42 protein-coding genes are annotated in these 17,020 nt (G+C 34.5%); 4 read left to right on the top strand and 38 right to left on the bottom strand.

Features of this window, described 5'->3' with window-relative positions:
• Positions 1–47: 47 nt before the first annotated feature.
• Together ILT06_RS05415 and ILT06_RS05410 are read right to left on the bottom strand one after the other, a co-directional pair.
• The gene (locus tag ILT06_RS05415) at positions 48–260 is read right to left on the bottom strand and encodes a hypothetical protein (protein ID WP_222654896.1); all 213 of its coding nucleotides are present in this window, start codon (positions 258–260) and stop codon (positions 48–50) included.
• 23 nt (positions 261–283) lie between these two features.
• Positions 284–538, bottom strand: a complete 255-nt coding sequence (locus ILT06_RS05410; protein WP_222654895.1) for a hypothetical protein — start codon at positions 536–538, stop codon at positions 284–286.
• Between the two features lie 76 nt (positions 539–614).
• Here ILT06_RS05410 and ILT06_RS05405 point away from each other — a divergent pair, with 76 nt between their 5' ends.
• Positions 615–863, top strand: a complete 249-nt coding sequence (locus tag ILT06_RS05405; protein WP_222654894.1) for a hypothetical protein — start codon at positions 615–617, stop codon at positions 861–863.
• Positions 864–973: 110 nt separating this feature from the next.
• Here ILT06_RS05405 and ILT06_RS32420 read toward each other — a convergent pair whose 3' ends face one another.
• From ILT06_RS32420 to ILT06_RS05260, 30 genes are all read right to left on the bottom strand, one after another.
• Positions 974–1,108, bottom strand: a complete 135-nt coding sequence (locus ILT06_RS32420; protein WP_261784467.1) for a hypothetical protein — start codon at positions 1,106–1,108, stop codon at positions 974–976.
• 588 nt (positions 1,109–1,696) lie between these two features.
• Complete coding sequence (locus tag ILT06_RS05400; protein WP_098111503.1) at positions 1,697–2,239, bottom strand: site-specific integrase; 543 nt, start codon at positions 2,237–2,239, stop codon at positions 1,697–1,699.
• Complete coding sequence (locus tag ILT06_RS05395) at positions 2,239–2,721, bottom strand: ArpU family phage packaging/lysis transcriptional regulator (RefSeq protein ID WP_222654893.1); 483 nt, start codon at positions 2,719–2,721, stop codon at positions 2,239–2,241. The genes ILT06_RS05400 and ILT06_RS05395 overlap by 1 nt, the downstream gene beginning before the upstream one ends.
• A gap of 27 nt (positions 2,722–2,748) precedes the next feature.
• Positions 2,749–2,919, bottom strand: coding sequence for a hypothetical protein (locus ILT06_RS05390; protein ID WP_222654892.1), 171 nt, complete (start codon positions 2,917–2,919; stop codon positions 2,749–2,751).
• Between the two features lie 114 nt (positions 2,920–3,033).
• On the bottom strand, positions 3,034–3,156 hold the full coding sequence (locus ILT06_RS05385) for a DUF3983 domain-containing protein (protein WP_000803282.1): 123 nt from the start codon (positions 3,154–3,156) through the stop codon (positions 3,034–3,036).
• Between the two features lie 17 nt (positions 3,157–3,173).
• On the bottom strand, positions 3,174–3,347 hold the full coding sequence (locus ILT06_RS05380) for a hypothetical protein (protein WP_222654891.1): 174 nt from the start codon (positions 3,345–3,347) through the stop codon (positions 3,174–3,176).
• Positions 3,348–3,376: 29 nt separating this feature from the next.
• The gene (locus ILT06_RS05375; protein ID WP_049106924.1) at positions 3,377–3,727 is read right to left on the bottom strand and encodes a YopX family protein; all 351 of its coding nucleotides are present in this window, start codon (positions 3,725–3,727) and stop codon (positions 3,377–3,379) included.
• A gap of 114 nt (positions 3,728–3,841) precedes the next feature.
• Entirely contained in the window at positions 3,842–4,069 is a 228-nt protein-coding gene (locus ILT06_RS05370) for a hypothetical protein (protein ID WP_222654890.1), read from the bottom strand.
• Between the two features lie 347 nt (positions 4,070–4,416).
• Entirely contained in the window at positions 4,417–4,611 is a 195-nt protein-coding gene (locus ILT06_RS05365) for a hypothetical protein (RefSeq protein ID WP_098355214.1), read from the bottom strand.
• 42 nt (positions 4,612–4,653) lie between these two features.
• On the bottom strand, positions 4,654–5,100 hold the full coding sequence (locus ILT06_RS05360; RefSeq protein ID WP_222654889.1) for a hypothetical protein: 447 nt from the start codon (positions 5,098–5,100) through the stop codon (positions 4,654–4,656).
• 245 nt (positions 5,101–5,345) lie between these two features.
• Entirely contained in the window at positions 5,346–5,483 is a 138-nt protein-coding gene (locus ILT06_RS05355; protein WP_192797836.1) for a hypothetical protein, read from the bottom strand.
• A 379-nt stretch (positions 5,484–5,862) separates the two neighbouring features.
• Positions 5,863–6,105 carry a hypothetical protein gene (locus ILT06_RS05350; protein ID WP_061684751.1) on the bottom strand — a complete coding sequence of 81 codons (243 nt, stop codon included), beginning with the start codon at positions 6,103–6,105 and terminating at the stop codon, positions 5,863–5,865.
• Positions 6,102–6,245 carry a hypothetical protein gene (locus tag ILT06_RS05345; RefSeq protein ID WP_016097587.1) on the bottom strand — a complete coding sequence of 48 codons (144 nt, stop codon included), beginning with the start codon at positions 6,243–6,245 and terminating at the stop codon, positions 6,102–6,104. The genes ILT06_RS05350 and ILT06_RS05345 overlap by 4 nt, the downstream gene beginning before the upstream one ends.
• Positions 6,246–6,286: 41 nt before the next feature.
• Positions 6,287–6,655 (bottom strand): spore protein H, encoded by a 369-nt coding sequence (locus ILT06_RS05340; protein ID WP_222654888.1) that lies wholly within the window; start codon positions 6,653–6,655, stop codon positions 6,287–6,289.
• Positions 6,656–6,674: 19 nt separating this feature from the next.
• Positions 6,675–6,866, bottom strand: a complete 192-nt coding sequence (locus ILT06_RS05335) for a hypothetical protein (protein WP_222654887.1) — start codon at positions 6,864–6,866, stop codon at positions 6,675–6,677.
• Positions 6,867–6,900: 34 nt separating this feature from the next.
• Positions 6,901–7,155: a hypothetical protein gene (locus ILT06_RS05330; RefSeq protein WP_098855220.1), complete on the bottom strand. Its 255-nt coding sequence runs from the start codon at positions 7,153–7,155 to the stop codon at positions 6,901–6,903.
• Between the two features lie 252 nt (positions 7,156–7,407).
• Complete coding sequence (dut, locus tag ILT06_RS05325; RefSeq protein ID WP_103655177.1) at positions 7,408–7,854, bottom strand: dUTP diphosphatase; 447 nt, start codon at positions 7,852–7,854, stop codon at positions 7,408–7,410.
• Positions 7,854–8,045 (bottom strand): hypothetical protein, encoded by a 192-nt coding sequence (locus tag ILT06_RS05320; protein ID WP_142387368.1) that lies wholly within the window; start codon positions 8,043–8,045, stop codon positions 7,854–7,856. The genes dut and ILT06_RS05320 overlap by 1 nt, the downstream gene beginning before the upstream one ends.
• Positions 8,029–8,169, bottom strand: coding sequence for a Fur-regulated basic protein FbpA (locus ILT06_RS05315; protein ID WP_103655175.1), 141 nt, complete (start codon positions 8,167–8,169; stop codon positions 8,029–8,031). Before ILT06_RS05315 ends, ILT06_RS05320 begins: the two co-directional genes overlap by 17 nt.
• A gap of 8 nt (positions 8,170–8,177) precedes the next feature.
• Positions 8,178–8,585: a hypothetical protein gene (locus ILT06_RS05310; protein ID WP_222654886.1), complete on the bottom strand. Its 408-nt coding sequence runs from the start codon at positions 8,583–8,585 to the stop codon at positions 8,178–8,180.
• Complete coding sequence (locus ILT06_RS05305) at positions 8,582–9,040, bottom strand: nucleoside permease (protein ID WP_103655173.1); 459 nt, start codon at positions 9,038–9,040, stop codon at positions 8,582–8,584. Before ILT06_RS05305 ends, ILT06_RS05310 begins: the two co-directional genes overlap by 4 nt.
• An 8-nt stretch (positions 9,041–9,048) precedes the next feature.
• On the bottom strand, positions 9,049–9,303 hold the full coding sequence (locus tag ILT06_RS05300; protein WP_103655172.1) for a hypothetical protein: 255 nt from the start codon (positions 9,301–9,303) through the stop codon (positions 9,049–9,051).
• A gap of 14 nt (positions 9,304–9,317) precedes the next feature.
• Positions 9,318–9,491, bottom strand: a complete 174-nt coding sequence (locus ILT06_RS05295; RefSeq protein ID WP_103655171.1) for a DUF3954 domain-containing protein — start codon at positions 9,489–9,491, stop codon at positions 9,318–9,320.
• 25 nt (positions 9,492–9,516) lie between these two features.
• Positions 9,517–9,711 (bottom strand): hypothetical protein, encoded by a 195-nt coding sequence (locus tag ILT06_RS05290; RefSeq protein WP_103655170.1) that lies wholly within the window; start codon positions 9,709–9,711, stop codon positions 9,517–9,519.
• A gap of 2 nt (positions 9,712–9,713) precedes the next feature.
• Positions 9,714–10,577, bottom strand: a complete 864-nt coding sequence (locus ILT06_RS05285) for an ATP-binding protein (protein WP_222654885.1) — start codon at positions 10,575–10,577, stop codon at positions 9,714–9,716.
• Complete coding sequence (locus ILT06_RS05280; protein ID WP_222654884.1) at positions 10,519–11,307, bottom strand: DnaD domain-containing protein; 789 nt, start codon at positions 11,305–11,307, stop codon at positions 10,519–10,521. Before ILT06_RS05280 ends, ILT06_RS05285 begins: the two co-directional genes overlap by 59 nt.
• Before the next feature lie 4 nt (positions 11,308–11,311).
• On the bottom strand, positions 11,312–11,488 hold the full coding sequence (locus ILT06_RS05275; protein ID WP_061656562.1) for a hypothetical protein: 177 nt from the start codon (positions 11,486–11,488) through the stop codon (positions 11,312–11,314).
• Between the two features lie 29 nt (positions 11,489–11,517).
• Positions 11,518–11,682 carry a hypothetical protein gene (locus ILT06_RS05270; RefSeq protein WP_044791479.1) on the bottom strand — a complete coding sequence of 55 codons (165 nt, stop codon included), beginning with the start codon at positions 11,680–11,682 and terminating at the stop codon, positions 11,518–11,520.
• A gap of 56 nt (positions 11,683–11,738) precedes the next feature.
• A complete protein-coding gene (locus tag ILT06_RS05265) occupies positions 11,739–11,939 on the bottom strand; it encodes a helix-turn-helix domain-containing protein (RefSeq protein WP_098498842.1) in 201 nt (66 codons plus the stop codon).
• Positions 11,940–12,048: 109 nt separating this feature from the next.
• Positions 12,049–12,243 carry a helix-turn-helix domain-containing protein gene (locus ILT06_RS05260; RefSeq protein ID WP_000935434.1) on the bottom strand — a complete coding sequence of 65 codons (195 nt, stop codon included), beginning with the start codon at positions 12,241–12,243 and terminating at the stop codon, positions 12,049–12,051.
• Positions 12,244–12,412: 169 nt separating this feature from the next.
• On the opposite strand from ILT06_RS05260, the gene ILT06_RS05255 reads away from it, so the two are divergent.
• Complete coding sequence (locus ILT06_RS05255; RefSeq protein WP_222654883.1) at positions 12,413–12,769, top strand: helix-turn-helix domain-containing protein; 357 nt, start codon at positions 12,413–12,415, stop codon at positions 12,767–12,769.
• Here ILT06_RS05255 and ILT06_RS05250 read toward each other — a convergent pair.
• From ILT06_RS05250 to ILT06_RS05240, 3 genes are all read right to left on the bottom strand, one after another.
• Positions 12,766–12,948 carry a hypothetical protein gene (locus ILT06_RS05250; protein WP_222654882.1) on the bottom strand — a complete coding sequence of 61 codons (183 nt, stop codon included), beginning with the start codon at positions 12,946–12,948 and terminating at the stop codon, positions 12,766–12,768. The two genes, ILT06_RS05255 and ILT06_RS05250, sit on opposite strands and share 4 nt — an antisense overlap.
• Before the next feature lie 143 nt (positions 12,949–13,091).
• Positions 13,092–13,205: an ABC transporter ATP-binding protein gene (locus ILT06_RS05245; protein ID WP_261784466.1), complete on the bottom strand. Its 114-nt coding sequence runs from the start codon at positions 13,203–13,205 to the stop codon at positions 13,092–13,094.
• 22 nt (positions 13,206–13,227) lie between these two features.
• Positions 13,228–14,373, bottom strand: a complete 1,146-nt coding sequence (locus tag ILT06_RS05240) for an AimR family lysis-lysogeny pheromone receptor (RefSeq protein WP_222654880.1) — start codon at positions 14,371–14,373, stop codon at positions 13,228–13,230.
• Positions 14,374–14,812: 439 nt separating this feature from the next.
• On the opposite strand from ILT06_RS05240, the gene ILT06_RS05235 reads away from it, so the two are divergent.
• The gene (locus ILT06_RS05235) at positions 14,813–15,157 is read left to right on the top strand and encodes a helix-turn-helix domain-containing protein (protein ID WP_222654879.1); all 345 of its coding nucleotides are present in this window, start codon (positions 14,813–14,815) and stop codon (positions 15,155–15,157) included.
• Positions 15,158–15,251: 94 nt separating this feature from the next.
• Here the strand turns inward: ILT06_RS05235 and ILT06_RS05230 are convergent, their stop codons facing one another.
• From ILT06_RS05230 to ILT06_RS05220, 3 genes are read right to left on the bottom strand one after another with little or no spacing between them, the layout of a single operon-like run.
• Positions 15,252–15,413 carry a hypothetical protein gene (locus tag ILT06_RS05230; protein ID WP_179863578.1) on the bottom strand — a complete coding sequence of 54 codons (162 nt, stop codon included), beginning with the start codon at positions 15,411–15,413 and terminating at the stop codon, positions 15,252–15,254.
• Complete coding sequence (locus tag ILT06_RS05225) at positions 15,410–15,559, bottom strand: hypothetical protein (protein ID WP_222654878.1); 150 nt, start codon at positions 15,557–15,559, stop codon at positions 15,410–15,412. Before ILT06_RS05225 ends, ILT06_RS05230 begins: the two co-directional genes overlap by 4 nt.
• An 18-nt stretch (positions 15,560–15,577) precedes the next feature.
• A complete protein-coding gene (locus ILT06_RS05220; RefSeq protein WP_222654877.1) occupies positions 15,578–15,727 on the bottom strand; it encodes a hypothetical protein in 150 nt (49 codons plus the stop codon).
• 162 nt (positions 15,728–15,889) lie between these two features.
• Here ILT06_RS05220 and ILT06_RS05215 point away from each other — a divergent pair, with 162 nt between their 5' ends.
• The gene (locus ILT06_RS05215; RefSeq protein ID WP_222654876.1) at positions 15,890–16,993 is read left to right on the top strand and encodes a site-specific integrase; all 1,104 of its coding nucleotides are present in this window, start codon (positions 15,890–15,892) and stop codon (positions 16,991–16,993) included.
• Positions 16,994–17,020: the final 27 nt, after the last annotated feature.

Genomic DNA, 17,020 nt, shown 5'->3' with positions numbered 1-17,020 from the left:
GAAAAGTAATTCGCCCCCCAAGCGAGTTGCTTTTCCTTTTTTTATGGCTATTGCTTTAAGAATTCATCTACCGTCTTACCAAGCAAACTAATTATTGCTTCTCTTCTTTGCTTTGGTGTTGTGTTATCTTCCATCTCATTAAAGATAGGAAGCACACTTTCTAATTTTTGTTTATCGATACGCTCATTTACAAGATCTGTTCCTAACATCGAAATGAATGTGCTGATTATAACTGCTTGTTCTTGTTTAGCTAGTTTCATTAGCTATCTCCCCCTACATTTCCTTAACATGTTCTTGAAGCTATTTCCCTTTCTGTTTCCGTAATTTTCGTAACACCTTCAGCGATTTTCCTTCCGTTTATAAGAACAGGAACATCTATTTTAATCACATCATTCTTTTTAGTGAATTTCCCCATAATCTTTTCTAACTTTTCTAACGCCTCCATACATTCATTAGCAGCGTCAGTTACTTCTTTAATCCCTTCTAATGCTTCAGTTGTATCCGCAGTTACTTGAATAATTAATTTGTTATTCTTCATTCTAATTCACTCCTATATTTAGATTCCCTTTAACAACCATATTTTGATAGAATAATATCAAAAGGAGGTGTTTACTATGCAAGATTATAAATATACTTATTTCCAATTTGATGGCGACACAAAAATTCATACTGACTTCGGAATAGATTTTTCTGAGATCAAACAAAATATTATTGAAGAATCACCCGAGCGTATAATTAGAGAATCTATTTATCCTAACGGTTTCGCCATAAAAATGGAACAAACAGCAAACGATATCATTTTCTATACAAACAAAGAATTAATTCAAAATGATGACGGTAGCTATTCTGTTAAACTTGATTAATTGCAATTCAATCTCTTTGTTTTGATACAATGATTATTAACAAAAGAATCCATCATGAGTGGGTTCTTTTGTTTTTTATTTCAAAAAATAAAACAATCTAATAGATACAGCTACCATTTCATTTCAATTGAATCTGCTGTTTGAACTATCAAAGATTCAATTACCTTTGTATCATCTAAAATACATTTCACTTTAGTTTTTATACTATCAGCATCTACATTAACGGTTAATTCGTTATTACCCATTCCTTTCATCCTCCTCCAAAATAAAAAGCACCCGAATGGATGCTTTTTAATCAATTATTTGTTTACACTTCAATTACGGTAAATGAAGTTTTATCCTGCTTTCAGCTAACAACCACGACAGACACCATCGGAAAACTTATCAGGTTCTCCTAATTCTGTCTACCTAGGATGTTGTTAGCTCAAAGAAGAGCAAAAGCTCTCCTCATTCACGGTAACATTCAATCAGTACCATCTGCTGGTTTCGGATTTTATGTGCCGCATAATGAAGCCGTTTAGAAAATTAGAAACAACATAGTGAGTTGTGTTTTCCGCCACTTCTCACAATACAAATATATCACGTTAATTTCAAAATAACCGGCACATTTCCTGCCAAAAAGCGGTCACGACTCTGCCACTTATTTTATATTTCCTAACTATCTCTCACTCTTATGTATTTTTTACTAATGAGTTACCCATATCTTGTATTGTGTGTAACTGACCCCTTCGCCAAATCCCTTGTTATAATTGACTTTACAATACTTTCCCTTTTGAGTTACACAGTACGAAATTTATGAGTAACTGTATAGTTTTAAAAAGAAAAAGCAATGCTTAGATTTTAAACCTAGTCATTGCTTTATCCATTGCATCTTGATTTACCCCTATATAACGTAATGTAACCTTCTCTGACGAGTGATTGAATATCTCCATGAGTAATGCTATGTTTTTCGTTTGCATGTACATATGATAGCCGTATGTCTTTCTCAGCGTATGTGTTCCTATTTCGTCTAATCCAAACTCTGCCGCTGCTCCACTTAATATCTTATATGCCATGCTGCGCCCAATAGGACGATTTCTCCCTTGTCTACTTTGTAATAGGTACTCATTATCTTCTCTTTCTTCAATAAACCATTTAAGCTCTCTTTTCAATGCTGCAGTAATTTGTATTCGTTTCTGTTTACCTGTTTTCTTTTCCCTCATAGATATATGACTACCTTTGACATCCCCTACTTTTAATTTCAAAATATCGGAGATTCTGAGACCTGTATTGATACCCATAATGAAGAGAATGTAATTACGTAAGCTCTTTTCCTTAAAATAATCTTTTAGCTGCTGTATCTCTTCTGGATCACGTATTGGCTGAACAAAATTCATTATTCATTACCTCCAGTCTCTTCTGTCTCGTAAACTTCTAATCTAAGAGCAAAAGCAAGTTTATAAAACACTCTAGCCTTAACGCGTCGATAAGTACGCTCACTCATGCCAATCTCGTTATAAACCATATAATCACATACATCTTCATCTTCTAAATAACGCTTAATGATGATGTTTCTTTGATCCTTTCCTGCACGCCCATTGCCCAAGCGACTAAGGAACTGATCAATACGAAATGACGTTTTCTTAATCCGTTCTTCTCGTTCACTTTGTTGTATATTAGCCATCGCTACATCTTCTAATGGATTTCCTACATCATTTGTAGGTCCGTGATATCTAATTTCATAAGAAGGAGTGACTTTCATTTCTTCACGCATCATTCCAAACTGTCTATATAAACGTACATTTTCGAGAACACCTTCTAATTTTTTCTGCGTTGCTGCTCTATCTATTTTTGGTAAGAAAGATAATTGTTTAGTCATGTAAGACCACTCCTTTTTATTTTTAAATTACTTTTGTCTTAAAGCCCCACGTCTACGCTCATAACAAGGTCTATGAATCCCCATTAAATCTTCAATTTCACGAGTGGTTAGCTTCTCTTCTTTCTTTTTCTTATGTTTCTTCTTTCCTTGCTTGGATTGCTTTTTCCATTCACGTAACTGATCCTTTAACACCTTCATTTCCCCATCTCCCTTTTCAAAGTAAAAAGGACACCTATTCCTAAAACAGCTTGAATTGCTGCTTTAATGAATTGGTGTCCTCTAGTTTTCTAGCCGGACTATATTCTATTTTCTTTACTTTAAAATACCAGCTTGTACAAAGATGTTTCTCCAAGCTTTATTAACTTGATACTTCTCCACTTCTTTTGTGCGACGAGCAATTGCTTTTCTAATTTTTCTTTTCTTCAAAGGTTTCATTCTGCTAACCTCACTTTCTATTCCATTTGTTCTTTACACTCTTCAAGAAAATCAATAACTTCCTGAACATGCTCCTTTGTTGTCATACTCTCCATCACATATCCTGCATCGTTATAAACGTTAATCTTATTTTCTGTAAACTCCATTCCACACATTCCGTCTGCACCTAATAGCTTTACGTTACCTTCCATTCTCTTAACCTCACTTTCTATTCAAAGGATTATTTTATTAAGTTTTGATTCTCATAAATATTTCCCATAATTTCACCAACACTTATATCAATCATTCTTAAATGATCATCTTCATGGTTATTTTTATCATGCATATAAAATCCCGTTTCTTCCTTGTCCCATTTAATGATGTAGAACCAACCATCATACTCTACGATATCGCCTTCATAAATTTCTTTACCGTTTTTATCTTTAAACCCTGTGTATTGCATCCAACTACTAAAAACTTTATTTTCCTCGTTATCATCCAGCACATCTAATTTGTATAACTTCTTAGCTTCTTCCCAAGACATCATCTTCTTGGCTAACTTTTGATACAATCTGAACTTAATTTCTCTCATTTCCCTCTTCCTCCTGAATAAAACTCAATATTCCGTCAATACTGTAGATACAGTTTCTGATTCCCCTTCATACCCGAAGGCTTAGCAGTTAGCTTTTGCTAGCTGCTCTTTTATTTAAAATAATGTCATCTGTCCGCTCTTATTCTGCTCTTCCAATTCCTTTATTCTCTTCTCAAGACTTTGTATTTCTTGATTTAAGAGATGAATCGTTTTATTGTTGTTATTCCTTTTTTTAAGGCATCTCTCATGAACCACGTTGTCATATTGATCAAGTATCCATTCATCTTCAAATACCAAATCCTCACAAATAGGACATTCAGCTATGATACAACCAGACGCCATATCCATTCCCCCTTGAATAAATTTCTAAAACTTGTCTATGCTATAGATACAATCAATTATTGAACTTCCTAATTTAAGTTTTAAGTGAATAAAATTCTAATTTTTTTCCGATACTATGGAAGAATTTAAAAGGTTGTTTTAAATTCTTCCCACTCTAGCTCTCTTGGTCGAGAGTTGAGCAGTTAGCTTTTGCTAGCTGCTCTTTTGTTTTCACCATTTAAGCAGGGTTTGAATATATTAAATTCTACCTTTCTTCATAACGTGAGCTGGCCACTTACGCTATTTTTACAAAGGGCACTAATTGATAGTGCTCTTTTTAGTTTTTTCTACAAAATGAAATTTTTATACTAATCTTCCTCAAGTACTGCAACAGTTAAGTAGTTTCTAGACTTCTTCCGCTTTGCTAACTTCCTTTGATAAGCTGGAGTTGTATAATATCGAACCGTTGCAGGAAGTACGCCCATATGTTGAGCGCATTCCTTTGCAGTTCCAATACATACGAATGATTCACCTTTATAAACGACGTACTCCTTTAAGTTCAATTTTCATTCTCCTTCTCTACTAAAATGAAGTTTTTATATAAATTACCCTTGATACTTTCGGAATAGCTCAGCCATTGTCATATTGTTGTATTTTGCTAAGTCTTTAGTTACGGCACATACATTTTTGAAAGTTGTGCATCCCATTTCAATATCAAGGTATTCTAGTAAGTTCACATGCCAGTCATTCCGATACGTCTCTTCACCATCATTCAACGTTTCTACCCAGCACACTAATTCTTGATGATTGACTTCCGCCTTATCGGTTGGAATAGGTTGATTACTTCCCTTACACCAACGCCATCCACCATTTTGCCAATGTTCATCATTATCATCTTCGTTCATGCATAGAACACTTAGTTTTTCAAATTCTTTATCGGACAATTCATATACTTGATAATAAGTTTCTTCATTTCCGTTTGTTCGAGTAGCATTAACCCCTAATCTTTTTAAATCTTCAGTTATGTTACCTTGCACTAAGATCTCTTCCATTTTCATTCTCCTTTTCTAATAAAATAGCGTTTTTATTTAATTATCGGTCTCACTTCTTCATTTGCTTATATTTGACATGCAATATTGCATATTTCGACATTTTTCTACACAAACAATCAAATATGATGTATTATATAGTGGAAGAGTAAGGTAAGAGTTACTCTTTGCCAGTTTAGGAAAGGGCCTGCTATTTATAGCGGGTCCTTTTTTGTCAAACTACAACTAAAATAACGATTTTGTTTAAATTACTTATCTTTGTTTCCGTACGCTAACTTGTCATAACATGTTTCACAATAATGATCCCCAGATTCCGTTTTTACACCAATGATGATTACTTTATCGCATTCTTCACACAAGACATCCCAATTTTCACGTTCTCTCATGATCTCCGTCTCCTTTTTAAATAAAGATTTTATTTTAATTTCACGATCTACTCTTCCGTTGTATAACCGCAACTTTTTTACATATCATATTAAAATCCAAGTAATTCTCTTTTAGGGCGGTAATAATATGAAAAAGACATTTAAATACATTCTAATCTTCTTTTGTGCAGTTTTTTATATTACATTTATAAGCTGTATGATTTATCAAAACTTTGTCCGTGATCATTTTATTCCTTCAGTCGATAAATCTAAGCTGAAACATGATGATTCATGATTTTTATAAATGCCTCCCTTCCTATATGAGCTCGTTATTTTCATTATGATTAGGTATCAGGAGCGCTCTACAAGGCGCTCTTTATTTTTAAAATAAGAATTTTGTTTAGTTTTCATCCCATACATCTACCCGTCCTCGTTCGTAAGACCAAATCCCATTCTCTTGTAAAGAAGTAAGATTTATTTCGACAGGAACATATTTAACTGATAGTTCTTCATCAATAATCTGTTGCGCTAGTTCTTCGGTCGGAAGAAAACAAGTTTCTTTTAAGAATAGGGTGTCTTCCTGCGTTGATAGATCATAGAACGAATCTTCCTCAAATTGATAAGCGATAGCATAAAATTTCATCTTTCATTCTCCTTTTCTTGCGCTTTTTCAATTAACCAATAAATTGTATCTGCTTCTAACATCACCAAAGGGTTACTAGTAAATGCATTTTCAACAGCTTCGTCACATTTAGCCTTAATTGATTCTATTGAAGGTTCCATATTTTCTCCCTTTCTATTCAAATAACTATTTTGTTCGAATATTAATAAATGTTATTTTTGTAGTTTTCGACTGCCTTGAGCACTTTTTTTGTCACTTTAATATCTTCATAGAATGTCATTTTCTTATACTGACGAGGGTTTGGATTATCTGGTTCCGAATCCTGACACCCTTCACGATTTAACTGATGCTGGAACCTTTCTTCTGGACACCATTTCAAGCCACCCCATGACACCCACTCGTTATCAGAAACTGTTACTTGCTCAACATCGGTAAGCTTTCCCTCTTGCTTTAATAGCCATAAATACTCATCAAATTGCATTTCCCAAGGTTTATATGAATTTCCGAACATCATTACACGATCTTCTGTAAATTGAACTCGTACTATTTTATTAGCTTGTCTTCTAGCCATTTCTCATTCCCCTTTTCGATTAATCTTTATAAGGTTTCCAATCCCAACTATCCAAATTGCATGATTCCTTACCATACACCTTGCGACTACGACCTGGCTCGACTTCAGTTATTTCGTACCACTTGCCAGTATCGTCATCTTTCACAACACCTTTACTTGGCTTGTAAGAAAATGAAAATACCTTTTCGCCATCTACATAAAATAGATACATCATAATCCCCCTTTCCGACCAAATAACGCTTTGGTTAAAATTTTTGATTCTGCCATTCAGTAATACAAGCTGGTTCAATTTCTTCAAATTCTTGTGTTTCTACATCAAGATCAATGACAGAATAGCTAGGTACTACTAAAAATTCTTTTCCGCAAACGTTACAAGTAGGATCATCAAGTGCATAAACTCCTTTAATTGTGTCGGGATTTTGTAAATCAAAATCAGCATTTTCGAAAACTACAAGTCCATTGCATCCTTTAACGTTACATCTATGTGCTTCAATAGCCATTTCTCATTCCCCATTTCTTAATAAAATTCAAATTTGGTCTTATTTCTTTTTCCATTTTTCTATTAGTTCGTTCCATATAGGATTGAATCTAGGAATCGCCCAGATCAATAGGATTAACGCAAATATTGACGTAGGATTTACTTTGTCTTTTAAAATCAAATTCACGATGATCTGATAAGTTAATGCTGGCACGAAACACATTTGAAGAATGTATACATAAAACAACCATTTCATGATGTTTCTCCTCTTGTATTATTTTGTACCTGTAGATCCGAACCCACCAACGCCACGCTCACTATCCGATAGTTCGTCCACCTCTACAAAATGAGCCGTTTCCACTGGCGCTATGACACCTTGTGCAATTCTTGTCCCTCGTTCAATAATATGAGCTTTCATGTTCACTCCTAAGTTACGTTCTGTATTATCTACAATCACTCCAACTTCTCCCCTAAAACCACTGTCTACAGTTCCAAGGATTACTCTCAATTTGGTATTACGTGAAATCCCGCTACGCGGTCTCACCTGGAGTTCATATCCTGGTGGAATCTCAAAAGCTAATCCGGTTTGCACAACTTTTGTTTCACCCGGCCATATAATCGTGTCCTCTGCTACAACTAAATCGAATCCAGCATCACCAGGTTTCGCATACTTCGGCAACTCCACATCTTTCAATCGCTTGATTTTCACTCTCAAATTCATTATTTTCCCTCCTTGCATTTAACTAAAATACTCTCTAACGCAATCGCCGTTCCCTCATTAGCAATCCATTGACCACGATAGTAACCAGATAAACCTAAATCTCCATTATCATACGCTTTGTCTGATTCCTTTCTGCTTTCTACTGCTGATTGTTGCAAATGGTTTATATACTCCTTAATCGCTTCCTTCATTCTCTCCATCTCCTTTTATTAGCTTCTTCAGTTCCTCAATCGATCCCTCAAATAGATCACGTCCATCCGAAAGTTTGTATATGTGATTATCGATCAATTTATTGATTAAAACGTCTTGATCCATGCTTCCTCCTAGCCTAGCTGCTGTACTTTATTTCGACTTATTACTGGCTTTGTTGCCGCTTCGTAAGGTTTCATCCCTCTCTTCACTCTTTGGTAAAATGTAACGTCCTTAATCCCGTTCTTTCTAGCTAACTCCAAGTACGCCTCATATCTTTTTGGTTTCGTAGCTGCTTCATATGGATCCATACCACTTTTAACCCTTTTGAAGAAAGTGGGCTTACTTATTCCATTCCGTTCAGCTATCGTTATCATTCCAGCATTTATTTCACCTTTTCGCCTTCTAACTGGTACCGTTATAGCGCGTTCTAGATTCCACCCATATTCAACAACTCTTTGATACACATTAGACTTGTTGATACCGTTCTTGGCAGCCTTCTCATAATCCTCATAAGTGATAACAGGTTCGTAATATTTCATAACGCTTTCACCCGATTTGTTACTGCAACGTTTTTACCTGTTCTAATTACCGGTGTTGTTGCAGCCTTTTCTATATCCCACTTTCTAGTGATTACTCTTGTCATAAATGTGCTGTAGCAAATTCCATTTGGCTTTGCTCGTTCTAACCACACTTTTCCCAAACCTTTTCTTTTTATAGCTGTTTTCGTAGAGGCCTCTTGATATCCCCAACCGCTATTTAACCTACTGTAAAATGTACCAGCGTTTATACCATTCGCCTCAGCGATTCTACGCCATTTCATGTGCATTCCCTCAAACTTTATATGTCTTACGCTTCTCGGCGGTGCTGTTAATGCCTCTTCTAAATCCCATTCAGCTTCATAAATACGATAATTTAATGTCTTTCTTTTTATCCCATTAGATAAAGCTCTTGCATATTCTTCATCGGTTAACCAGCGATTTAAAGCCGCCATCATTCTCCCTCCTAATCTAGTGCCAGAAATTCAGCCCTCGTACGATTCGAACATTTTATCTCAATCTTCTGAATACCTTTCCCGTGCTCTTCTATAGCTGCATTCCAAGCTTCGGCTTCATTTTTAGCATCAAAGCAATCCATCTTTTGCCGTTCCTCTTTATCGTAAAAATGTACTTCATAGCTTGGATTCAAAAACTTTTCACTGGTACTTATCGCGTCGTAGTTGAAACTTCCTACAACATCATCAATTGTTAATTGTTTCATAATCGCATCCCCAGTTATTTGATTTTTTCAGTGACTGTAGTTGATACACGATCAACTTTTCCGCCTTGCCAAGTGATTATTTGTTCTCCAAACCCTGTTGCTGGAGGATTCAGCGGAGTAATCTCACCATTTTTGACCACATAAATTTTATTATCAGTAACATCGATTTCAACTTTCGTAGGCTTCATACGACTGAAATCCCCCTTTTTCTTGTTAACTAGCTTTTTGTTGTTTTTTTCTTTCTAATTCTTGTTTCATTGATTCAAATTTTATTAACCATGCTTGCCAACGCTTATCGTTTTCTGCTTGCTGTTGCTTTGCTACTTCACAATTACAACCGTTCGTTTCAATCACACCTGGATAAGTTTCTTTACGAATAATTCCTGTATCATGACATAATACACACATGCTTATTCCCCCTTTTTAAAATTGCGTAATCTATAATTATCACCATGCATTTCTAACATTTCGGCGTTTTCCATCATCCGACTAAAATCACGTTCTCCATACATTTCTGCTAATTCATCGATTGTAAAATTAGTAGTAAATAAAGTACTTTTTCCTATACGGCTATCTACGATTTCGTTTGTCTTCGTTTGCTTCCAAGTGACGCCTTCTTTATCTTTCTCCGTGAATTCCGCTCCGAAGTCATCGATAATTAAGACATCAACTTTTGCTAGAAGAGACATAAGCTTGTCCTCTGTCATTTCACTGTTTTTATTCCAAGTTGATTTGATTTTGGTAAATAGTTTATTCATTTGAATAAACATTGCACTGTGACCCTTTTTCATAAGTTCTTTAGTGGCTGCCACACACAAATGGCTTTTCCCTACTCCATAATTACCCGTTATTATCTTGCTTGTTGGTTCTTCTCTATTGAATGAAGTAACGAAATCCATAATCGTTTCTTTCGCATCAGCCAATTCTTTGTTAGTTGGTATATAATTTTCAAATGTAGCTTTTTTGAGTTTGTCATTTATTAAGCTGTTATCAGCAAATGAATCATATAAATGAATGATTTCGTTTTTCTTTTTTATAGCTAGTGTTTCTATAGCTAATTTCTGATCTTCTTTTTCTACCGATCTACATTGAGGACAAAATTCTTCATTTGTTTCTTTATCTATCAACATACGTTTACTGCAAACATCTTTAAAATTGTCTTTTCCTACTAAAAAGACGTTATTACATCTATTAGGAGACAATACATATCTTTGATTAGCGCTTTTTGAAGTCGTATTTTTCGATGAAGCTACTATCTTTTTGATTGCTTGCATTGTTTTTCTCTCCTTTTTTACCTTTGTTTTTAAACTCAGTTTCTAACGCATGAACATCTGCTAATGTATGAATGTTTTTATTAACCCACTGTTTTAAAATCCCCTCAGCGTAGTTCCATTTTTTCTGTTGTTTCAATGCACGTTCCATAGCTGCCTGTACAAGTTCTTCGCTTGTATCGTTTACCCATTGAGCAATACTTTCGGCTATAAATGAATTTAAAATACCGAAATTATTTTCGTAAAAAGAGAAGATGCTACTACTACTTTGTATATTAGTATTTTGTTTATTAGTACTTGGTAAATTATCAGTACTTAGTAGTGTCTGTTTTTCCACTGGATGGTTTTCCATATCACTGGTTTCCCTGTCATTGGATTCCCGTCGATTGGTTTTTCCACTGACTGGTTTTTCCACTGACTGGTTTTCTGGCTCTGTGGATGGGACTTCGTAAACTGCTGTTTCCCAATGTGATATTTTCCCTGTTTTTGGATCTTGAACAGGATACCTTTTTAAATACCCTGCTTTTTTTAATTCTTGTATAGTTTTGGTGGTTATTTCTTTTCCGTCTTTGGCGTGTTGGCTGAGTTCAGTTGCATGAAACGTCCAATCATCTGGTAAAGAAAGCATATATGCTAATAACCCTTTTGCTCTCCAGCTTAATTTCTCATCGCGTAATGGTGTATTATGAATAACTGAATAATTAACATCTTTCTTAACTCTAAAAATCCCCATTGTTTTACCTCCTCGTACAAATCGCCACATATGCTTGTCCACTTTGGATAATACGTTGTATTTCATAATGCGGATAACCAATCTTGAAATACTTTTGGATCATTTCTTTTAATCCATCTTCGCTTCTTGCTAAGTCCCAGAACTTACTAGGTAATAGCACTTGATATTCAATTAAATCCATGTACTATTTCCCTACTTTCCGTGATATACTTATAACAACTTATTTTTTTCAAAGGACCCACTGCCATGGGTCTTTTTATTTTGTTTTCCATCACTCCAAGCCCATCGTTTTATCGGTTCGTAAGTAATGTAAAGCAACCATACACTGCATGCGATAAACATTGCGAATACTACTAACGATGTTGTATCTTCCACTAAATCACCTCCTTATTTATCAAACGGAAATTTTGTCGAAAATCAGAAATTTAATTTTAACTAGCATTTGCTCCCACCTTTTGTGCTTCCACCCATTTAAGAAAATCTTCCGCTTTAACGCGCTTGCTTTTCCCTATCACAATCGTTGGAAAATCCTTTCGTTTCATAAGTGCATACGCTGCTGATCGAGAAATATTTAAGAATTCTTGTACATCCTCCGCTTTCATTGAAAATGGTAGTTGCTTTATTTGGTACATGTTTTTCACTCCAATCATTTTTTAAAAATATAAATATGGATACACTATCATGTAGTGTCGCCCTAAACAGTAACCCCTAGGGCGACTATGATTGCAAAAAAAATCTCTCTCACTTTATTAAATCACTAATTGGCACACCATAAAGTTCTGAAAGTTTTTTTAATTTCTCTACCGATAAACCTGATTCACCTTTTTCGACATTATGATAAGAACGTTTAAATTTTAGACCTAAAGCCTTTGAAACATAATCTAAAGAGTGTCCATTTTCTTGTCGTAAAGATTTAATTCTTTGTGTATTTAGCATTTTAAGTCACCACCTTCAACTTCTAAATTTAGTATAACCAAAAGTAGCCCAGAAGGCAACGATTTATTTTTTAAAATTTATTTTTTATTTTTGCGTTGCCATTAGGGCTACTGATTGTTACATTTAAACTAGATACTTTTTTTACAAGTAGTGCGAAAGGATGTTATAGATGAATATCATAGGGGATAGAATATTCGAGTTAAGAAAAGAACGAAAACTAACTCAAGAAAAAATAGGCGAAAATATTGGTGTCAGCAAGCAAACTATTTCTAAATATGAAAAAGGGACAAAAATCCCCTCACGCGAGAACATCGAAAAATTAGCTGATTTCTTCAATGTTCCCACTGATTATTTATTTGGGAAAAGCGATAGCTCCATTAAAAGTAGCAATAATATAAAAGAAATATTTGAAAGTGGCGAATTGCATTGGGATGGAAGAAAGCTGTCTCCTGACGAGATCGAAAGTGTCAAAGCACTTTTAGAAGTAGCTATCCAAAGAATGTTAAAACAAGAAAAAAAGGATTAGCATGAGGCTAGTCCTTTTTTTGGTTCCATTAGCTGTATGACTTCACTAAATTCAATATCAGTAATGAATCCTTGTTTATGTATTTCTTCCAAAGCATGAAGAGTGTCATTTTCTGAGACTTTATCCCCTAATAAATATTTAATCATAGATTTTATTTTTTCTTCGCCACTTATTAACAATACGAACTCCTCCATCCCAATAATTATGTGATTTTTTTAACAAACTGTGCATTTTTGTTACATTTTTCAAAAATGCATACCCCTTAAAAAGCACTCAAGACGCTACTTTTTAGTAGCGTCTTGAAAAAATAATTATTAAATTTCTAATGAGTTCCTGGATCAACCATTAAGTATGTTGTTTCTACCTTACTTGAATGCACTTGTGAAGTATCTTTATTTTGTTCAACTGCTCCTAGTAACCCTAAAACACATACCATTGTAAGAATAATTTTTTTCAACCTACTTCACTCCCTCTTTCATTAAAACACGTGTAATTAAATTCGAATAGAATACATTCCCATTATTCGCAAATTTTTCTAAAGACTCTTTGAGAATCATTATATCATTTCTATCTACAAAAAATAAATAATATAATTTAAAAGCAGACAACTTTTTTCCTTGTTTTTTTAAATCTTCAAAATAAGCTCTAGCTTTAATCCCTGATCCAAATTTAGCATCAAAGAAAGCTTTTTCTGATTCGCCTACAAAATCCCAATTTATTTCATCTAAATTTATTCCATATTCAATTCGTAGAAAAGCTAATGTGCCATGTACCGCACGATACAATTTACTATAAGCGGTAATGCCTAATCTTTTTATTAGCTTTAAACTTTCCAAAAAGTATATTTCCGCCTGTAAAGGGTTTTCAAATATAAAAGACTCACCTAAGCAACTCAATGCTTTGGCCTTTATAACTGAATCTTCCGGAGCCGATTTTATAATGCTATTACAAATGTCCCTACATTCTTTTATTTTATTACTAAACAAATTTATGTGAGCTTTGCGATCATCATGTTGTAAATCCAAATGTTTTTTTATAAATAAATTTTCTACTAATGGTAAGTTTTGGTCAATCTTTTTAGAATACGGGACCATGGCCATAAAATTACTACTATCATACAGTGCAAAGCCATGTAACATGTCTACTACTATTTGATAGTCAACATTTTTAGAGTAGGGTAATTCATCTAATTTTTGTTGTAACTCTTCTCCTTCTAACTTGCTCAAATTTCTTTGATTGTATAAATCGTACAAATTTAGATATTTGTTTATTTTCCCTTTCTTATCACTGTCAATATGTTTTTTTATTATTTTTTTCATTAATTGATACTCACCGACTGTTTGACAATAAGAAAGTGCCTTTCTTATGTTTAAATCACTCTCACAAACCAATATAAAATCTCTAATTTTCTTTCTACGCTCTGTCCAGCTTGGATACAAGTCGGGAGCAATCAATAAGAATGACTCTAACTTCATTTCTTTAATTTTTCCGTTTAATATCCTATTAAGATTAGTTCTATCAATATCTGCTTTTTCAGCTAATGTACCAACGTCCAACTTAGCATAATTGATATGTTCTTGTAAGTTCTTCATAAAGATCTGCATTCTAAAATTCCCTCCTAAATCAGAACCCAAAACACATCCCTTATTTCTCAATAGGAAAATGAACCATAATTCTCTTTACTCTTACGAAGTATGATATACTATGTACTGACTCATGGAATTTTTTCCCTATCTAGGTTAGGGTGAAATGTTATAAATGTGTGGCCTCACATTTATAACACCGTGGGTCTTTTTTATTCCTTTTTTTTATTAAATTCAGTTTATCATAAGATTTAAAATGTTCGTTCCAATTATAGTCAAATCATGTTGAGAAAGTTTTTTTCGAAAAATCTACTTTTTCTCTAAGAATATTTTACCACCAAAAGAACGTTTGTTCTATACTTTTTCAAGTGTATTATCAATTTACGTGACAATTACTATTATACAGACAAAATTCATGACATATATAGTCTAAAAATTCTCATGTATTTATACTGAAACTATGAGTACATTTGGAGAAAATTTAAAAAAGTTTAGAGCAAGTCGTTCCCTTACTCAATCAGAGTTTGGCGAAAAAGTGCAATTAAGTCGTAGTCAGGTTGGTAATTTAGAGATTAATTATAACCAGCCTGATCTCGACACTTTGAATCGTATTGCATCATATCTAGGTGTATCTGTTGATGCTTTAATGGGAAGAACAACTACACCAAACGAGGAAAATATAACAAATGCTCTCAATGAGATTCAAACGGTTTTCGCAGGCCTGGATGAGTCTCATCGAGAGCAATTCTGCAAGCAACTCGTTTTATATGCAAAGTTTCTTAAAAATCATAACGAGCTGTTATGATTTGATTTTAGAAGAAATGATTTCCAATCGCAACGGTAAAAATTAACAAATTTTTATCAAAAAAAAAAAAAAAGAGAGCACTTAGCTCTCTTTTTTATATTCCCGTTCCTGGGTCTTTCATGTATCCTCCACCTGCACCAGGATCATACATACCCATTCCGCCACCTGGGTCTTTGGTATACCCTCCGCCCGGATTCGGATCATACTTCAATTGATTACCACCTAAACCACCTGGGTCAAAGTTATCCCTTTTCATTTTCTCAAACCTCCTGGTTCTTTTCGCCATCCACCACCTGGGTCAGTTGTATATCCACCGCCCGGTCCTGGATCGGAAATCCCCATACCTGTCCCTGGATCAGAAATCATCTTTGAACCACCTGGATCTTTTATGTACCTTTTCATTTCGTTATCCCCCTTTTCTTATATACCTGTCCCTGGGCCAGAAATCGTTTTCCAATCCGTCCCAGGGTCTTCGTTGTATTTCCAACCGCCACCGCCTGGTTCATTGTGCCAACCTACACCAGGATCAGCAACTTTATGACCACCAGGTTCTTTTGTGAACTCTCCCATTTTTTATCCCCCTTTCTTTTTTGTATATAAATATTGTAGCTCACTTGTTCTATATCTGTAAATTTCCTTTTACAGAAATTAGGCTTACATGCTATCATTTCTTATACCACTACTACATATCACAGCTTGTATCTAGAAAACGATTATGACGAGGTGAAAATCATGGCATACTTTCGCAAACGTGGTGAGAAGTGGTCTTTTACTATGGATGTTGGCAAAGACCCGCTCACAGGTAAACGGAAACAAATCACTAAAGGTGGTTTTAAAACAAAGAAAGCTGCTCAAGAAGAAGTGGCTAGAGTGACAAATGATTTAGCAAATGGGGATTATGAGAATAGTGATATTCGCTTTTCTCAACTCGTAGAAATCTGGATGCAAGAGAAAGAATCATCATGTAGACCTTCAACGTTGTATCAGTACAAACGTATTCTACGCTCGCGTGTCATGCCTGAATTTGCCGACAAGAGGTTATCTGATATAAAACCTCTAACAGTGCATAATTTTCACCAGAAGCTGCTTAAAGAGGGTCTAACCACAAAATACATTTCATCCGTTGATGTTATGTTAAAGCAAATCCTTGATAAAGGTGTAGAGTTAGAAATGATTAACTCTAATCCTGCTAAGAAAGCAAAGCGGCCAAAAGTTAAAAAGAAAGCGCAAGCTAGTTGGACAGTTGATGAAGCAATGAAATTTATGGAGTATGCAAAAATACAAGGAAGCTACTATATTACATTTGTTTTAGCGTTGCATACTGGCATGCGTATCGGCGAAGTATTAGCTCTACAGTGGGATGATATTAATTTCGAAACCAAGACTATTCATGTACAAAGAACGTTAACACTTGTGGATGGTAAGTATGAATTAGGTGAAACAAAAACTGAAGCATCTAATCGCATGATCCCAATGACAGAAGAATTAATGGAAGAGTTGTTAGAATATCGAAAGCACAAAAAGGAGAATTCTTTCGACCTATTAATTTGCACAAGAAATAAAAAAATCGTGCATCCATATACGATACGCTACCAAATGAAAGCTTTGTGCGAAGCAATTGACGTACCGTATATTAGATTCCACGATATCCGAAGAACGTTTACAACTATTTTAATCGATTCTGGCGCAAATGCAAAGGTTGTTTCAAAATTGCTTGGTCATACAAATGTTTCTACAACTTTAAATATTTATACTGATGTTTATGAAGAGCGTCAAATTGAAGTAACTGAAATGCTAGGAAATGTACTGAAAAGTGGTCGTAAATCAGATGCATAACTAGGATGTATAGTAAAAATATACATG

Source organism: Bacillus sp. 17RED48 (assembly GCF_019837545.1).
GTDB lineage: Bacteria > Bacillota > Bacilli > Bacillales > Bacillaceae_G > Bacillus_A > Bacillus_A wiedmannii.
The sequence above is the reverse complement of the archived record's forward strand: the minus strand, read 5'-3'. Positions and strand labels throughout refer to the sequence as shown.

Excerpts from the sequence above, each read along its gene's own strand:
- ILT06_RS05415 (WP_222654896.1), bottom strand. The coding sequence starts at position 260 with ATGAAACTAGCTAAACAAGAACAAGCAGTTATAATCAGCACATTCATT.
- ILT06_RS05410 (WP_222654895.1), bottom strand. The coding sequence starts at position 538 with ATGAAGAATAACAAATTAATTATTCAAGTAACTGCGGATACAACTGAA.
- ILT06_RS05405 (WP_222654894.1), top strand. The coding sequence starts at position 615 with ATGCAAGATTATAAATATACTTATTTCCAATTTGATGGCGACACAAAA.
- ILT06_RS32420 (WP_261784467.1), bottom strand. The coding sequence starts at position 1,108 with ATGGGTAATAACGAATTAACCGTTAATGTAGATGCTGATAGTATAAAA.
- ILT06_RS05400 (WP_098111503.1), bottom strand. The coding sequence starts at position 2,239 with ATGAATTTTGTTCAGCCAATACGTGATCCAGAAGAGATACAGCAGCTA.
- ILT06_RS05395 (WP_222654893.1), bottom strand. The coding sequence starts at position 2,721 with ATGACTAAACAATTATCTTTCTTACCAAAAATAGATAGAGCAGCAACG.
- ILT06_RS05390 (WP_222654892.1), bottom strand. The coding sequence starts at position 2,919 with ATGAAGGTGTTAAAGGATCAGTTACGTGAATGGAAAAAGCAATCCAAG.
- ILT06_RS05385 (WP_000803282.1), bottom strand. The coding sequence starts at position 3,156 with ATGAAACCTTTGAAGAAAAGAAAAATTAGAAAAGCAATTGCTCGTCGC.
- ILT06_RS05380 (WP_222654891.1), bottom strand. The coding sequence starts at position 3,347 with ATGGAAGGTAACGTAAAGCTATTAGGTGCAGACGGAATGTGTGGAATG.
- ILT06_RS05375 (WP_049106924.1), bottom strand. The coding sequence starts at position 3,727 with ATGAGAGAAATTAAGTTCAGATTGTATCAAAAGTTAGCCAAGAAGATG.
- ILT06_RS05370 (WP_222654890.1), bottom strand. The coding sequence starts at position 4,069 with ATGGCGTCTGGTTGTATCATAGCTGAATGTCCTATTTGTGAGGATTTG.
- ILT06_RS05360 (WP_222654889.1), bottom strand. The coding sequence starts at position 5,100 with ATGGAAGAGATCTTAGTGCAAGGTAACATAACTGAAGATTTAAAAAGA.
- ILT06_RS05355 (WP_192797836.1), bottom strand. The coding sequence starts at position 5,483 with ATGAGAGAACGTGAAAATTGGGATGTCTTGTGTGAAGAATGCGATAAA.
- ILT06_RS05350 (WP_061684751.1), bottom strand. The coding sequence starts at position 6,105 with ATGAAATTTTATGCTATCGCTTATCAATTTGAGGAAGATTCGTTCTAT.
- ILT06_RS05345 (WP_016097587.1), bottom strand. The coding sequence starts at position 6,245 with ATGGAACCTTCAATAGAATCAATTAAGGCTAAATGTGACGAAGCTGTT.
- ILT06_RS05340 (WP_222654888.1), bottom strand. The coding sequence starts at position 6,655 with ATGGCTAGAAGACAAGCTAATAAAATAGTACGAGTTCAATTTACAGAA.
- ILT06_RS05335 (WP_222654887.1), bottom strand. The coding sequence starts at position 6,866 with ATGTATCTATTTTATGTAGATGGCGAAAAGGTATTTTCATTTTCTTAC.
- ILT06_RS05330 (WP_098855220.1), bottom strand. The coding sequence starts at position 7,155 with ATGGCTATTGAAGCACATAGATGTAACGTTAAAGGATGCAATGGACTT.
- dut (WP_103655177.1), bottom strand. The coding sequence starts at position 7,854 with ATGAATTTGAGAGTGAAAATCAAGCGATTGAAAGATGTGGAGTTGCCG.
- ILT06_RS05320 (WP_142387368.1), bottom strand. The coding sequence starts at position 8,045 with ATGAAGGAAGCGATTAAGGAGTATATAAACCATTTGCAACAATCAGCA.
- ILT06_RS05315 (WP_103655175.1), bottom strand. The coding sequence starts at position 8,169 with ATGGATCAAGACGTTTTAATCAATAAATTGATCGATAATCACATATAC.
- ILT06_RS05310 (WP_222654886.1), bottom strand. The coding sequence starts at position 8,585 with ATGAAATATTACGAACCTGTTATCACTTATGAGGATTATGAGAAGGCT.
- ILT06_RS05305 (WP_103655173.1), bottom strand. The coding sequence starts at position 9,040 with ATGATGGCGGCTTTAAATCGCTGGTTAACCGATGAAGAATATGCAAGA.
- ILT06_RS05300 (WP_103655172.1), bottom strand. The coding sequence starts at position 9,303 with ATGAAACAATTAACAATTGATGATGTTGTAGGAAGTTTCAACTACGAC.
- ILT06_RS05295 (WP_103655171.1), bottom strand. The coding sequence starts at position 9,491 with ATGAAGCCTACGAAAGTTGAAATCGATGTTACTGATAATAAAATTTAT.
- ILT06_RS05290 (WP_103655170.1), bottom strand. The coding sequence starts at position 9,711 with ATGTGTGTATTATGTCATGATACAGGAATTATTCGTAAAGAAACTTAT.
- ILT06_RS05285 (WP_222654885.1), bottom strand. The coding sequence starts at position 10,577 with ATGCAAGCAATCAAAAAGATAGTAGCTTCATCGAAAAATACGACTTCA.
- ILT06_RS05280 (WP_222654884.1), bottom strand. The coding sequence starts at position 11,307 with ATGGGGATTTTTAGAGTTAAGAAAGATGTTAATTATTCAGTTATTCAT.
- ILT06_RS05275 (WP_061656562.1), bottom strand. The coding sequence starts at position 11,488 with ATGGATTTAATTGAATATCAAGTGCTATTACCTAGTAAGTTCTGGGAC.
- ILT06_RS05265 (WP_098498842.1), bottom strand. The coding sequence starts at position 11,939 with ATGTACCAAATAAAGCAACTACCATTTTCAATGAAAGCGGAGGATGTA.
- ILT06_RS05260 (WP_000935434.1), bottom strand. The coding sequence starts at position 12,243 with ATGCTAAATACACAAAGAATTAAATCTTTACGACAAGAAAATGGACAC.
- ILT06_RS05255 (WP_222654883.1), top strand. The coding sequence starts at position 12,413 with ATGAATATCATAGGGGATAGAATATTCGAGTTAAGAAAAGAACGAAAA.
- ILT06_RS05245 (WP_261784466.1), bottom strand. The coding sequence starts at position 13,205 with ATGGTATGTGTTTTAGGGTTACTAGGAGCAGTTGAACAAAATAAAGAT.
- ILT06_RS05240 (WP_222654880.1), bottom strand. The coding sequence starts at position 14,373 with ATGCAGATCTTTATGAAGAACTTACAAGAACATATCAATTATGCTAAG.
- ILT06_RS05235 (WP_222654879.1), top strand. The coding sequence starts at position 14,813 with ATGAGTACATTTGGAGAAAATTTAAAAAAGTTTAGAGCAAGTCGTTCC.
- ILT06_RS05230 (WP_179863578.1), bottom strand. The coding sequence starts at position 15,413 with ATGAAAAGGGATAACTTTGACCCAGGTGGTTTAGGTGGTAATCAATTG.
- ILT06_RS05225 (WP_222654878.1), bottom strand. The coding sequence starts at position 15,559 with ATGAAAAGGTACATAAAAGATCCAGGTGGTTCAAAGATGATTTCTGAT.
- ILT06_RS05220 (WP_222654877.1), bottom strand. The coding sequence starts at position 15,727 with ATGGGAGAGTTCACAAAAGAACCTGGTGGTCATAAAGTTGCTGATCCT.
- ILT06_RS05215 (WP_222654876.1), top strand. The coding sequence starts at position 15,890 with ATGGCATACTTTCGCAAACGTGGTGAGAAGTGGTCTTTTACTATGGAT.